Annotated in this window: 11 protein-coding genes; 7 read left to right on the forward strand and 4 right to left on the reverse strand. The window is 64.8% G+C overall.

Annotation, left to right across the window (positions count from 1 at the left end; translation table 11 throughout):
- Positions 1-10: 10 nt before the first annotated feature.
- Complete coding sequence (locus DOM41_RS07140; protein WP_110686137.1) at positions 11-628, forward strand: 3'-5' exonuclease; 618 nt, start codon at positions 11-13, stop codon at positions 626-628.
- Positions 629-716: 88 nt separating this feature from the next.
- Positions 717-1,571 (forward strand): tRNA 2-thiocytidine(32) synthetase TtcA, encoded by an 855-nt coding sequence (gene ttcA / locus DOM41_RS07145; protein ID WP_110686138.1) that lies wholly within the window; start codon positions 717-719, stop codon positions 1,569-1,571.
- Between the two features lie 175 nt (positions 1,572-1,746).
- Here the strand turns inward: ttcA and DOM41_RS07150 are convergent, their stop codons facing one another.
- The gene (locus DOM41_RS07150; protein ID WP_245391768.1) at positions 1,747-4,656 is read right to left on the reverse strand and encodes an insulinase family protein; all 2,910 of its coding nucleotides are present in this window, start codon (positions 4,654-4,656) and stop codon (positions 1,747-1,749) included.
- Positions 4,657-4,722: 66 nt separating this feature from the next.
- Positions 4,723-5,403 (reverse strand): SOS response-associated peptidase, encoded by a 681-nt coding sequence (locus DOM41_RS07155; RefSeq protein ID WP_110686139.1) that lies wholly within the window; start codon positions 5,401-5,403, stop codon positions 4,723-4,725.
- A gap of 272 nt (positions 5,404-5,675) precedes the next feature.
- On the opposite strand from DOM41_RS07155, the gene DOM41_RS07160 reads away from it, so the two are divergent.
- Positions 5,676-6,290: a TetR/AcrR family transcriptional regulator gene (locus DOM41_RS07160; RefSeq protein WP_110686140.1), complete on the forward strand. Its 615-nt coding sequence runs from the start codon at positions 5,676-5,678 to the stop codon at positions 6,288-6,290.
- Positions 6,287-8,188: an MFS transporter gene (locus DOM41_RS07165; protein ID WP_110686141.1), complete on the forward strand. Its 1,902-nt coding sequence runs from the start codon at positions 6,287-6,289 to the stop codon at positions 8,186-8,188. Before DOM41_RS07160 ends, DOM41_RS07165 begins: the two co-directional genes overlap by 4 nt.
- Before the next feature lie 186 nt (positions 8,189-8,374).
- On the opposite strand, the gene DOM41_RS07170 is transcribed toward DOM41_RS07165, so the two are convergent.
- Together DOM41_RS07170 and DOM41_RS07175 are read right to left on the reverse strand one after the other, a co-directional pair.
- Positions 8,375-9,658, reverse strand: coding sequence for an HlyC/CorC family transporter (locus DOM41_RS07170; protein WP_110686142.1), 1,284 nt, complete (start codon positions 9,656-9,658; stop codon positions 8,375-8,377).
- A gap of 101 nt (positions 9,659-9,759) precedes the next feature.
- Positions 9,760-10,563, reverse strand: a complete 804-nt coding sequence (locus DOM41_RS07175; protein WP_110686143.1) for a cytochrome C assembly family protein — start codon at positions 10,561-10,563, stop codon at positions 9,760-9,762.
- Between the two features lie 367 nt (positions 10,564-10,930).
- On the opposite strand from DOM41_RS07175, the gene ffh reads away from it, so the two are divergent.
- From ffh to rimM, 3 genes are all read left to right on the forward strand, one after another.
- Entirely contained in the window at positions 10,931-12,376 is a 1,446-nt protein-coding gene (gene ffh, locus DOM41_RS07180; protein WP_110686144.1) for a signal recognition particle protein, read from the forward strand.
- Positions 12,377-12,535: 159 nt separating this feature from the next.
- Positions 12,536-12,787 (forward strand): 30S ribosomal protein S16, encoded by a 252-nt coding sequence (rpsP, locus tag DOM41_RS07185; protein ID WP_110686145.1) that lies wholly within the window; start codon positions 12,536-12,538, stop codon positions 12,785-12,787.
- A 12-nt stretch (positions 12,788-12,799) separates the two neighbouring features.
- Positions 12,800-13,348: a ribosome maturation factor RimM gene (rimM, locus tag DOM41_RS07190; protein WP_110686146.1), complete on the forward strand. Its 549-nt coding sequence runs from the start codon at positions 12,800-12,802 to the stop codon at positions 13,346-13,348.
- Positions 13,349-13,392: the final 44 nt, after the last annotated feature.

Below are 13,392 nucleotides of genomic sequence, written 5' to 3' on the forward strand. Positions count from 1 at the left end.
GAGGGCCGCGATGATACGTTCGCTACGCCGTGCGGCGGATCGACGACGCCAGGGGCAGGGCCGCTATGACTGGCTGTTCACTCCCTACGCGGGTGACGAATTGGTGGCCATCGACTGCGAGACGACCGGCCTCGACACCAGGACCGCTGAACTGGTGTCGATCGCTGCAGTGCGCCTCGAGGGCGGGCGGGTGATGACCAGCGGCTCGCTGGATCTGCGCCTCCTGCCGCCGGCCAGTCTGCGCGGCGACTCCATCAAGATCCATCGCCTGCGCGAGGTCGACTTGAATGAAGGCGACGAACTGGAAGCGGCGCTGGGTAAGTTCATCGACTTCATCGGCAATCGTCCGCTGCTGGGCTGGTGCATCGACTACGACCTGGCGGTCATCGATCGCCAGCTGCGGCCGATGTTCGACTTCGGGCTGCCCAATCCTTGCGTCGACGTGGCACGGCTCTATCGGCGCGAAATGCATCGGAGGCGGCCGCAGCTGGAGCCAGCGATGGGTTTCGAGAGGGTTGCCGAGGCGCTCGAAGTGCCGGTGATGGGCCGCCACACTGCTCTTGGCGATGCGGTGACCACTGCCCTGATGTATATCCGCCTGAAACAGGGCGCGCTGGCGGCGTGTTAGGGGCCTGTCATCGGGGATGGCATCGCAAGTCGCCAGGCGCGGTGATAGCATGAGCGCGCCTTCATATCCCCTATGTGTCGTTCGACCAATGCAAGCATCTACTGATACTCAGAAGCAGGAATTCAACAAGCTGCAGAAGCGTCTGCGGCGTCAGGTCGGCAATGCGATCATCGACTACGGGATGATCCATGAGGGCGACAAGGTGATGGTCTGCCTCTCCGGCGGCAAGGACTCCTACACCATGCTGGAGATTTTGTTGAATCTTCAGCGTAATGCCCCGGTGAACTTCGAACTCGTCGCCGTCAATCTCGACCAGAAGCAGCCCGGTTTTCCCGAACATGTGCTGCCCGAATATCTCGATGCCAAGGGCGTGGCTTACCACATCCTCGAGCGCGATACCTACTCGGTGGTGAAGGAGAAGACGCCGGAAGGCAAGACGACCTGCTCGCTCTGCTCGCGGCTGCGGCGCGGCTCGCTTTACGGCTACGCCGAGGAGATCGGGGCGACCAAGGTGGCGCTCGGCCATCACCGGGAAGACATTCTCGAGACGCTGTTTCTCAATATGTTCTTCGGCGGTTCACTCAAGGCGATGCCCCCGAAGCTGCTCGCCGACGATGGCAAGAACATTGTCATCCGTCCGCTCGCCTACTGCCGCGAAGCTGATATCGCCGAGTTCTCCCGGCGGATGGAATTCCCGATCATTCCCTGCAATCTGTGCGGCTCGCAGCCAAACATGCAGCGCCAGAACGTCAAGGCGATGCTTGCCGAGTGGGAGGCGAAGCACCCGGGGCGGCTCGAGACAATGTTCAAGGCGGTCACCAACGTGGCCCCGTCGCAGCTCGCCGACCGTGAACTCTTCGACTTCGAAGGCCTGGAAGCGAAGCAGCGCCAGATGCGAGAGACGCGTATCGACACCTTCGACCTGCTGGCTCGCGAGGCCTGATGCGCCTCGGCGACGCCGCTCGCTGACTCGATGATCGGGCAGCATGCCCACGAAACGGCCCCGGCCGGCGGAAGCCGACTGGGGCCGTTGGCGTTGCGACTCACCGGGGCCGTTGCCACTCAGTGGCCTGGGTGGGCTCGGGCCGGCGCCTCCTCGCGCTGACCCGACGCGGTGTCTAATCGTTGGCCGCCTCGCCGGCCGCACGAGCGGCCCGCGGCAGCGGCGCGAAATCGCGGGTCGCTGCGGCAACGTCGCTGGCCGTGTCGCCGTCGTCGAAACTGATCTCCAGCGGTTGGGCGTTGCGAAGCGCGCGCCAGGCTGCCTTCACGTCAGCGACCGTCACCGTATCGACCCGTTCGGCCAGATGCTGGCGACGCGCGAAATCCACGTCGGTATAGGCAAGGTTCTGCCACAGCCGCTCGGCGCGATCCGAGAGCGATTGGTCACGCTGGAGCAGCGACTGACGCACGGCCTGACGGTATGGGGCGAGATCAGCATCGGTGATTGAGGCAATGCGTGCGTCGAACTCGTCGAGAAAGGCATCGATCCGCTCGCCGATGACCGCGCTGCCGGTATTGGGCGACTGTACCAGCATCATCAGTCCGGCCCCGTCCAGCAGCGGGGCGTAGCCGGCGCTGACGATGTAACCGAGCTGCTCATCGGTACGCAGGCGCGCAAAGAAGGGCGTGCCGATCAGCTGGCCGATCACCGCGAGCGTGGCCTGAGTGTCGCGCCCGCGATCCGCACCCTGCAGATAGCGCAGCAGCACGGAGTCGTTGCGCGCACTCTGCGGGTGCAGGCGCGGCGGGTTTGCCGGCACGGCCAGCGGGGTCAGTTCGGGGATGTCCCTGGCCGTGAGCGTCGGTGCCAACGCGTTGGCGACGGCCAGGCCCTCCCGCTTGGCGAGGGCGGCGTCGAGATCGCCGACGGCAAGCGCCTGCACGTAGAGCTGATCGAGGAAGGCGTCGCGGTAGCGGCGAACGTCCTCGACGTCGAGATCGTCGATCGCCGCGAGCATCGCCTGACGGCTTGCCTGCGGGCGAATCAGGGCTTCGCTCAGGGTGCGGCGCGCCTGGCTGTAGAGGGCATCCTGCGGCGCGTTGCGCCAGCCGCGCTCGAGTCCCTGTTTGACACGCTCGACGCTGGCGGCGGTGATGGTCGCGTGCTTCATCTGCTCGACGACCGTCGCCATCAACCGCGCCTGATGGTCGCGCCAGCCGGAGAAGGCGAGCGTCACGCCGCGCCCGTGGGGGTAAGCGACGAACTCCTGACCGGCGAGCGTGGCGGGGTAGAAGCGCTCATTGAGGCCATCGTTGAGCCAGCCGGCCAGCAGCTGGGTGAGTGCCGCCTTGCGCGGCGTGTCGGTGGCGTGCGGGTTCTGCAGGCTGAAGCGCCACTCGACGCGGGGCGAGCCGAACTCGCTGGTAGGCTGATGCCAGATGGCGGTGGTGGGGGAGTCCACCAGCGCCGTGGGGCCGTGAGTCTCCAGTGACGCAAGGCTCAGGTCCTCGGCGATGTAGGGGTTGGGCTCGGGCAGGCTCAGGTCGGCGAGCGCCTGCGCCTCGGGCCAGCTATCCAGCCGCGTCAGCGTATAGGGAGCGTCAAAGTAACGGGTGGTCTTCTCGCCCTCGACCTCCGGGGCGCTGTAGACGCGCAGCAGATTGTCCGGCGTCAGGCGCGAAAGCAGGCCCTCGATGGCGTCGGCGTCGAAGTCGTCCATGCGGTAGGGGGCGTACTGCACGTCGACAAGCGGGTAGTAGGCCATGTTCATCGCCAGCGCGCTGACCGTCTGCATTGGCGCGCTGCGCTGCTGAAAGCGAAAGCTCTGCTGGGCCAGCCTGGCCTGCTCCTCGAAGCGCCAGTCGGTGACGCCGTCGCGGCGGATGCGCGCGATCTGGTCGAACAGACTCGTCTGAATCGCATCGATATGCTGCGTGCCGGCGTCGGTCAGGCTCACCGAGACGTCGAACAGGGCGCTGCGGCCATCGGCGCTGCGGGTCCCCGCCGACAGGCCGTCTGCCCATCCAGCCTTGCGCAGTCGCGCCAGCAGGCTCCCCTCGCCCTCGTGCCCCAAAAGGTTGGCGATATAGCTGGCGGGCTTGTCGGCATAGGCATTGATCGGATCGTCGATCGGAAACAGAAAGTCGAGCGTTTGACGATCCTCCAGGCTTTTGACACGAAGCTTGGCGGGTAGATCGCCGCTGCGCGCCAGCGCGACCTCGATCTGGGGAGGCTCGAGATCACGGTCCGGCACGGCGTCGAAGCGCTCGCGGACCTGGGCCTCGAGCGCATCGAGCGACGTCGGGGCAAGGACCGCCAGGTGCATGACGTTGGCGTCGTAGTGCCGGGCGTAGAAATCGAGCAGGGCCTGGCGCAGCGGTCGGCGGTCGCTGTTGAGCGTATCGAGGCTGCCCACGGAGAAATGCGTGATCGGGTGCTCGGGGTTGAGCGCCTTGCCCAGCGCCTCGTTGATCCGGCGCGGGTCGTCGTCGCGGCGGGCCTGGTATTCGGAGTTCACCGCGTGGCGCTCGCGGTCGACATAGTCGGGGTTGAACTGTGGCGAGACGAAGAACTGCGAGAAGCGGTCCAGCGCCTCGGGAAACGCCTCGGGGTCGATGTCGAAGAAGTAGTTGGTGTTCTGATCGGCAGTGAAGGCGTTGTGCGAGCCCCCATGCTGTCTGATGAAACGCTGGTAGCCGTCCGGGTCGGGGTAGCCTTCGGTGCCGAGAAACAGCATGTGCTCCAGGAAATGGGCAAGCCCCGGCATGTCGTCGGGGTCGTTATTGCTGCCCACGGAGACATCCATGGCTGCCGCGGCCTTGTCGGCCTCGGGATCGCTGATCAGCAGGACTTCCAGGCCGTTGTCCAGCGTCAGCGTGCGGTAGTCGCGGCTGTCGTTGGGGCTCTGGATCAGCGCGTCGCGCGCCGCACTCATCGAGGTGTCATCGGCAGCGGGGCGGATTGCATCCGTCGAGGTCGATGGCGCCTGCGCGACGGCGCTCTGGCCGGTGGCGAACGTCAACAGCAGGCAGGCGGGCGCCAGCCAGCGTCGGGTCAAACGTGAATCGATCTTCGACTTGCCCATGAAAACTCCCGATGGAAAACGGATGACATAAATGCAGTGGCGGCGTCAGGTCGGCCCGGGTTCGGTTCACCCGTCCGAAGGACAGACCTGCATCGCGCCGACCGGATAGGCGCTGGCCCACGCTTGTTCCGCTGGACTGTTGATGGCCTTGGAGACCGGAAACGCGCCCAGCAGCGAATCGGGAGCGCTCGTGATCATCGAGCGCACGTCGGCCAGCGGTGTTGCCGGATCGAGCCAACGTTCGAGCTGCTCGGGGGCGATCAGTGACGGGAAACGCTCGCTCAGCGGCGCGATGAACGGAGACGCCGCAACGGTGATCAGCGCGCAGGAGTCCCGCGAGGGGCCGGCGTCGAGGGTATACCGGGTCCAGAGCCCCGCCAATAGCAGCGGCGCGCGATCGGTATGGGTCACCATGTACGGCTGCTTGCCGCGAACGCGCTGCTGCCACACGTAGACGCCGGTCACCGGCACCACGCAGCGACGCGTAGCGAGCGCGTCCCGAAACATACGCCGATCGTCGAGGGACTCCGCCCGCGCCAGGTGAGGGGCGTGGTCCAGGACTTTGAGCCACGAGGGTGTCAGCCCCCAGAAAGCGTCGCGCAGCAGCACGCGTCCCGACTCATGACGCAGCAGGGTGAGCCAGGTTCTCGGGGGGACGTTGGGGCTGAACGTCGGCACCTCGTCGCGTTCAAAGCGAGGTAGCGCCGAGTAGCGGGTCCAATCGTCGATGTGCAGCCGACCGGGCATGATCTCTCCTGTGGCGTGGGCGTCGGTCCGCGCTCCTTGCCGTCGGGCAGGAGGTGACGGACGGAACGAGGCGGACGTGAGTCTGTCGGCGGGCCGTCGTCGAGCTGGGATCGGCGACCCTATGTCTCGAGAGCCACTGGCCGCGCGCGGGATACTTGCGTTTACACCTTGAGCAGATATGCTAAGAAACACTGTTCGATTTTAAATCGTTAATCACATTCCTGCACCTCCGGTACTCGCCGGCGCTGACACCTTTTCGATCGAGGGATTCGATGGCTCGTCCACGACAGCACGCCCCCGAGGCGCTACATGCCCAGGTCATGGCGGCTTGCGACGCCTGGTTGCGTGAAAACGCCGTGCATACGCTGTCGCTGCGCTCGCTCGCGCGCGATGTGGGCTGCGCGCCCAGTACGCTGCTCAAACTCTACGGCAGCTTCAGCAACCTGCTGCAGTACGTCAACGTCGAGACGCTGGATCGGATGGGCGCAGCGGTAGCCGAGCTCGAGGGCACCGAGCCCGAAACGCAGCTCAAAGCGCTGGCGCGGGCCTACTGGCAGTTCGCTCATCATGAATCGCACCGCTGGCAGATGCTGTTCGAGTTTCCGTTGGCCGAGGAGGGCGAGCTCGACGCGCGCCAGAGCGACATCATCGAAGCGCTGTTCGTTCGTGTCGAGAGTGCGTTGAAGTGTCATCAGCCGTCGCTCGACGACGCCACCGCCCGCCGAATGGCGCGCACGCTCTGGGGCAGTGTGCACGGTCTGGTTCAGCTGGGGCTCAATGACCGGCTCGGCTACTGGCAAGGCCAGCCGATGGAGGTCGAGGAGCTGATCGATCAGCTTCTCGAGACCACGCTGAATGGCCTGAGCCATCCACCGGACGCGTCGTGACGCGGGGACTCCTCGGCGAAAGACGCTTTGCGCCCTTTTTCTGGACCCAGGCGCTGGGCGCCTTCAACGACAATCTGTTCAAGCAGGTACTGCTGCTGTTGCTGACCTTCGTCGCCGCACCCCGCTACGGGTGGGACACGGGGCTGCTCAACAACATCGCTGCAGGCCTTTTCATCCTGCCGTTCTTCCTCTTCTCCGCCTGGGGTGGGGCGCTTGCCGACCATCTCGACAAGCAGCGCCTGATCCGCCGGCTCAAACTGCTCGAACTGGCGACCATGTTCGCGGCAGCCGCGGCGATATGGTTCGAACTCTTCGGGCTGCTGCTGGCGCTACTGTTCATGATGGGGACGCAGTCGGCGCTGTTCGGGCCGGTCAAGTACGCCATTCTGCCGCAGCATCTCTCGGCGACCGAGCTGGTGCGGGGCAACGCCTGGGTCAATCTGGGGACTTTCGTGTCGATCCTGCTTGGAACGCTGCTGGCGGGCGTGCTCACGCTGCTCCCGGGGGCGCTGGGCCGGGGTACGGTCGCGCTGGCGCTGATGGCGATCGCCCTGCTGGGGCTGGCGGCGAGCCTGGCGGTACCCTCGGCGCCGGCGGTCCAGACAGGCCGGGTCACCTGGCGCCCCTTCTCGGGAACCCTTGGCGTGCTGAAGGATGGCTTGCGTCAGCGCCGGCTGCGGATGGCGCTCATCGGCATCAGTTTTTTCTGGTTTCTGGGCGCCTGCTATCTGACCCAGCTGCCGGCGTGGGTGCGGGACGTCGTCAATGGCGATGAGGGGGCGGTCAGCTTCCTGCTCGGGGCTTTCGCTCTCGGCGTCGGCGGCGGCGCACTGCTCTGTGCCAGGCTCTCCGCGGGACGTCTTGAGATCGGTCTCGTCCCCATGGGGTTGCTGATCATCGGTGTCTCGAGTATCGAGCTGGCGGCGCAACCGTCGATAGCGGGCAGTCAGCTGACGCTTGCCGAGCTGCTGACGATGACCGGGTTCTGGCGGATGAGTACGTTGCTGGCGTTGATCGGCGTGGGCGGGGGGCTCTATAGCGTGCCGCTTTACACCCTGATGCAGCTGGCGAGCCCGCCGGGGCGACGGGCCCGTATGATCGCCGCCAACAATATTCTCAATGCCCTGTTCATGATCGGCTCGGCGCTCACCGGCATCCTCGTGCTGAGCGTGATGGGGCTATCGCTCTCGACCCTGTTCTACGGTCTCGGCTGGCTCGCACTGCTGGTGGGGATCGGGACGCTGATTCGCAATCCCCGGCCGGCGCTGCGTCTGGCGATCTTCGCGCTGATTCGCGTGCTCTACCGGCTGCGGTTTCGGGGCCGCGACAATGTTCCGGCCACCGGGCCGGCCCTGGTGGTGTGCAATCACGTCAGCTTCATGGATGCCCTGGTGTTGGGCGGAGGCTGCCCTCGGCCACTGCGCTTCATGATGGACCGACCGATATACGAAACGCCGTGGCTCAACTGGTTCTTTCGCATCGCCGGGGCCATCCCCGTCGACTCGGACCGCCGGGACCCGGGCGGGGTGCGTCGTGCGCTCGACCAGGTGAGTCGCGCCCTGCGCAACGGAGAAGTGGTGATGATCTTTCCCGAAGGGCGCCTCAGTCCGGACGGTGAGGTCCATGCTTTCCGACGCGGACTCGATCTGGTGCTGGCGCGGGACCCGGTGACGGTGGTGCCCGCCTCGCTGTCGGGGCTCTGGGGGTCATGGACATCGAATAAGGATGGCAAGGCCCTGACCAAACGTCCGAGTCGCCTGCGGGCGAGGGTCGTGCTCTCCTTCGGTGAGCCGATTGCCCCCGGCGAAGCGAAGCGGGAGATGCTGCAGCAGCAGGTGCGCGAGCTCAAGGCTCGCGCCGATGAACGGCTGGCGCAGCGCCTGGGTGGGCCGATCTAGCGACCGGCTTGCGCCCGCTCGAACCGCCAGGCGCGCGGGTGACCGCTGCTGGGCTCTCCCCAATCTCTCTCGTCCGCTCCTGCCTATCCTGTCCTGTCCACCAGGCGCCATCGCGCTGTCTCACGCTGGCCTGCGTCGTTGCGCCTTCTCAGGGGCAGCGAGGCCGCAGGCTTGGCGCCGACGGCGTCACTCGCCGCTGAGACGGCGAACGTTCTGGTGCCAGCAGCGCACCGAGGTGATCAGGTTGTCGCGCATCTCGAGGATCTCGAGGCGCGTGGGGCCGATCTGCAGGCAGGCGGGGGCGTCGGGAAAGGATTCGAGATGCTCGAGAATCAGTCCGTTCAACGTCTTGGGGCCGTCGGTGGGAAGCTGCCAGCCGAGCGCTTTGTTGAGATCCCGAATGTTGGCGGTGCCGTCGATGATGTAGGCGCCGTCGGTCTGCGGGTGGATATCGCGGTGGGTGTCGGCAACGTCGGTGGTGAACTCGCCGACGATCTCCTCGAGGATGTCCTCGAGCGTCGCCAGCCCCTGAACGTCACCGTACTCGTCGACCACCACGCCGATCCGACGTTTCTGCTGCTGAAAATTGAGCAGCTGAGTGTGCAGCGGTGTCGACTCTGGGATGAAGTACGGCTCGCGGGCCTCCTGCACGATGGCAGCCTTGTTGAGGTCCGGCTTGGTCAGAAAACGCGAGGCGTTGCGCAGGTGCAGGATGCCCAGGACGTTGTTGACGTCGCCTTTGTAGATCGGCAACCGATTGTGCTGGCTCTGGCGGATCTGGCCCAGCAGCGTCTCGAGATCGTCTTCGAGATCGAGGCCGACGATCTCGTGACGCGGCACCATGATGTCATTCACCGTGACGTTTTCGAGATCGAGGATCGACAGCAGCATCGCCTGGTGGCGCGTGGGGATCAGCGAGCCCGCCTCGTGGACCACGCTGCGAAGCTCATCCCGGGTGAGATTGTCCTTGTCGGCGTTGAGCTGCTTGACGCCGAGCGCTCGCAGCAACGAGTTGGAGATGGCATTGACCAGCCACACCAGCGGGTAGAAGACCTTGAGCAGCGGGGCGAGGACCAGCGACGCGGGTATCGCGATGCGATCCGGCCGGATCGCGGCATAGGTCTTTGGCGTCACCTCACCGAAGATCAGCACGACGATAGTCAGAGACAGCGTGGCGATCGCCGGCCCGGAGACATCGCCGAAGAAGTGAATGGCGAGGATGGTCGCGATGGAGGCTGCCAGGTTGTTGATCAGGTTGTTGCCGATGAGGATGACGCCGAGAAGGCGGTCCGGACGCTTGAGAAGCTCGACGACACGTCGCGCCGAGCGATCGCCGCTGGCGGCCTGATGGTTCAGTCGATAGCGGTTGATCGACATCATGCCGGTTTCGGAACTCGAGAAGAAAGCCGACAGGCAGACCAGAACGAACAGCAGGCCGAGCATCAGGCCGAGAGGGAGATCGTCACTCAAGACGGAGGGTTCCTAGTGGGTGATCAAATCGTTTTAGGGGGTCGCGCCAACGCTGTCAACGCCGCGGCGGGCGCGCAGGCGTATCGTTCGGTAGCAAGACATCAGGCGTTATAGTGGAAGACGTATTCGAGTACGAACTTGGTCCCGAAGAACGCCATGACCAGTACTGTGACACCGGTCAGCGTCCATCGAACCGCCTTGAGTCCGCGCCAGCCGAGGTAGTGGTGACCGGCGAGCAGGCCGGCGAAGATCAACCAGGCGAGCAGCGAGAGCACGGTCTTGTGCGCCAGGTGCTGGGCAAAGAGGTTATCGAGAAAGACGAAGCCGCTGAGAATCGCGGCGGTCAACAGCAACATTCCGCACCAGATCAGCTCGAACAGCAGCTGCTCCATGCGGGTCAGCGGCGGCAGAACCTGAACGATACCGCCGGTATGACGGCGTTTGAGTGCGTGATGCTGAAACCCCAGAAGGACGGCCTGGACCGAGGCGATCGCAAAGAACGAGAACGCAGCGATCGAACTCAGGATATGGAAGTAAAGTCCCGGGGAAACGCCGGACTCGGTCATGTTGCTGGGCATGCCGATCGCCCCGACGATGGTGATCGCGGCGAGCGGGAAGATGCAGACACCGGCGTTGAGCACCGGTTTGAACAGGCTGGCCGCCAGCAGCAGGGCGACGACCAGCCAACCCACCAGCGCCGCGCTCTGGGTCAGGCCGAGATGCAGTCCTCGAGGGCCGACCACCACAAGCGCCAGAATGACACCGTGGCAGACGAGGGCTGTGAGGCCTGCGCTACGTACCCAGCTCGGCCGCTCGGCGACACGGCGGGCCAGACTCAGGCTCTGCCAGAGTCCGGCGGCGAGATAGCAGACGATAGCGACAAGGGCGAAGGGAAGCGCCGGCATCGGTGTTGAAACCTCATGAGTGGCCTTGGCGGCCGCGAAGACCAACGGGGTTGGTCGCCATGACCGCGACAGTCGTGAACGCGGCGTCACGCGGAATGAACGTCGGGAGTCGAAGGCGACGACGGGCTTGCCCCATCGGATGATTCGCCCTGACAAATGATAAAGGCTCGCGTTTCGTAGGCCACTATACCCAATTGGCCGAGCCTCGCCCAACCCCATCGCGTGTCGGCGGCGGTTCGACGCGGGCTTTCGCTGCATGGAGCCCAGGCGATTGCGCGCGTATAATGATCGGCCACATTCTTATCAGCGGCGCCGCGCTCGCATCCTCGAACCCAGCGGCGCCCGGCATTGCTGCCCGGAGCGTTCCATGTTCGAAAGTCTCTCCAATCGCCTGTCGCAGACGCTGAAGTCGGTGACGGGTCAGGCGCGTCTGACCGAAGACAACATCAAGGATACCCTGCGTGAGGTCCGGCGAGCCCTGCTCGAGGCCGATGTCGCGCTGCCGGTGGTCAAGGATTTCGTTGACCGGGTCCGCGAACGAGCTGTCGGGCAGGAGGTCTCCAAGAGCCTTTCGCCGGGCCAGCAGTTCGTCAAGATCGTCCAGCAGGAGCTGGAGTCGATCATGGGGCAGGCCAACGAGGCGCTGAGTCTCAAGGGCACCCCGTCGGTGATGCTGATGGCGGGTCTGCAGGGCGCGGGCAAGACCACCTCCGTGGCCAAGCTCGCCAAGTACCTGCGCGAGCGCGAGAAGAAGAAAGTCCTGGTGGTCTCTGCCGACGTCTATCGCCCGGCGGCCATCGATCAGCTCGAGACGTTGGCGAAAGAGGTCTCCGTCGACTTCTTCCCCTCCGATAGCAGTCAGCAGCCGGTGGCGATCGCCGAGGCGGCGATCAAGCACGCCAAGATCCAGTTCCATGACGTGGTGCTGGTCGATACCGCCGGCCGCCTGGCGGTCGACGAGGCAATGATGGAGGAGATCCAGTCCCTCCATCGCGCCATTCAGCCGGAAGAGACGCTGTTCGTCGTCGATGCCATGACCGGGCAGGACGCCGCCAACACGGCGAAGGCGTTCCACGACGCGTTGCCGCTGACCGGCGTGGTTCTGACCAAGGCCGACGGTGATGCCCGCGGCGGCGCGGCGCTGTCGGTTCGTCACGTTACCGGCAAGCCGATCAAGTTCATGGGCATGGGCGAGAAGGTCGACGCCCTGGAGCCGTTCCATCCGGACCGTGTCGCCTCGCGCATCCTCGGTATGGGCGACATGCTGTCGCTGATCGAAGAGGCAGAGCGCAGCGTCGACAAGAGCAAGGCCGATCGCCTCGCCAAGAAGGTCAAGAAGGGTCAGGGCTTCGATCTCGAGGACTTCCGCGACCAGCTTCAGCAGTTGAAGAAGATGGGCGGCATGGGCGGCATGATGTCCAAGATGCCGGGCATGGGCCAGATGGCCGAGATGGCGCAGAGCAAAGGCGCGGAGCAGGAGTTCGGCAAGCTCGAATCGCTGATCAACTCGATGACGCCAAAAGAGCGACAGAAACCGGAGATCATCAACGGTTCGCGCAAGCGCCGCATCGCCAATGGCGCGGGGCTGCAGGTGCCGGATCTCAACCGCCTGCTTAAGCAGCACAAGCAGATGCAGAAAATGATGAAGAAGGCCGGGCAGAAGGGCGGCATGCAGAAAATGATGCGCGGCATGTCCGGCATGATGGGCGGCGGCTCCGGTGGCCCGGGCGGTATGGGTGGCCCGGGAGGCATGGGCGGCCCCGGCGGTATGGGTGGCGGTGGCGCGGGCGGCGGCGGGTTCCCCTGGCGCTGAGCCGCGCCTGCCGGTGGCTCGCCCGCGACCCGTCGCGAGTTAAAGGTTCCCTTGACGCGGCCTTTTCCGTAGAATGCTGCGTCTTCGTCTCGGGCGTACGCCCGGCAAGACTCGAATCCGTGGCGTAAAGATCAACTTAACCGAAGGATTATCAACGCAATGGTTACCATTCGTCTGGCACGTGGTGGCGCCAAGAAGCGTCCCTTCTACCACCTGGCGGTAAGCGATTCGCGCGTTTCTCGCGATGGTCGTTTCATCGAACGCGTAGGCTTTTTCAACCCGATCGCTCGCGGTCAGGAAGAACGTCTTCGCGTCGACCTCGACCGTGTCGCTCACTGGCAGTCTCATGGCGCGCAGATGTCCGAGCGTGTCGCTGAGCTGGTGAAAGAAGCACGCAAGGCACAGGCCTAAATCGACCCCATCATGACCGAAGCGGCCCAAGACAATACCGGCGACACGCAGCACGTTCTGCTGGGTCGGTTGACCAGTCCGCACGGCGTGAAAGGTTGGCTGAAGGTCTATTCGTACACCAGCCCGGCCCAGAACCTCTTCGAGTATCCCGCGTGGACTCTCTCGATGCAGGGGCGAAGCGAGACGCGAAAGCTTCTCGATGCGCGCGTTCAGGGCAAGGCGCTGGTGGTGCGACTGGAAGGCATTGACACGCGGGAGCTGGCCGAGCAGTGGGCCGGCGCCGAGGTGTTGATGGACAAGACGGCGTTACCCGAACTCGATAGTGACGAGTACTACTGGTATCAGTTGGAGGGTCTCGAGGTGCATACCCGAGACGGTCTCAAGCTGGGCCAGATCGATCATCTGTTCGAGACCGGCGCCAACGACGTTCTGGTGGTTCGCCCGGTGACGGGCAGTCTCGATGATCGCGAGCGGCTTCTGCCGTTTCTGCCCGACGATGTCATCGTCGGTGTCGATCTCGAGCAGGGCATCATGACCGTCGATTGGGACCCCGAATTTTAGGTCGTGACCTGAAATGCGGCGTCGTACTGGACGGAAACCTCCGT

Source organism: Salinicola aestuarinus, from assembly GCF_003206645.1.
Lineage (GTDB): Bacteria > Pseudomonadota > Gammaproteobacteria > Pseudomonadales > Halomonadaceae > Salinicola > Salinicola aestuarinus.

Bases quoted from the DNA above. Each gene is read 5' to 3' on its own strand.
- DOM41_RS07140 (WP_110686137.1), top strand. From the start codon at position 11: ATGATACGTTCGCTACGCCGTGCGGCGGATCGACGACGCCAGGGGCAG.
- ttcA (WP_110686138.1), top strand. From the start codon at position 717: ATGCAAGCATCTACTGATACTCAGAAGCAGGAATTCAACAAGCTGCAG.
- DOM41_RS07150 (WP_245391768.1), bottom strand. From the start codon at position 4,656: ATGGGCAAGTCGAAGATCGATTCACGTTTGACCCGACGCTGGCTGGCG.
- DOM41_RS07155 (WP_110686139.1), bottom strand. From the start codon at position 5,403: ATGCCCGGTCGGCTGCACATCGACGATTGGACCCGCTACTCGGCGCTA.
- DOM41_RS07160 (WP_110686140.1), top strand. From the start codon at position 5,676: ATGGCTCGTCCACGACAGCACGCCCCCGAGGCGCTACATGCCCAGGTC.
- DOM41_RS07175 (WP_110686143.1), bottom strand. From the start codon at position 10,563: ATGCCGGCGCTTCCCTTCGCCCTTGTCGCTATCGTCTGCTATCTCGCC.
- ffh (WP_110686144.1), top strand. From the start codon at position 10,931: ATGTTCGAAAGTCTCTCCAATCGCCTGTCGCAGACGCTGAAGTCGGTG.
- rpsP (WP_110686145.1), top strand. From the start codon at position 12,536: ATGGTTACCATTCGTCTGGCACGTGGTGGCGCCAAGAAGCGTCCCTTC.
- rimM (WP_110686146.1), top strand. From the start codon at position 12,800: ATGACCGAAGCGGCCCAAGACAATACCGGCGACACGCAGCACGTTCTG.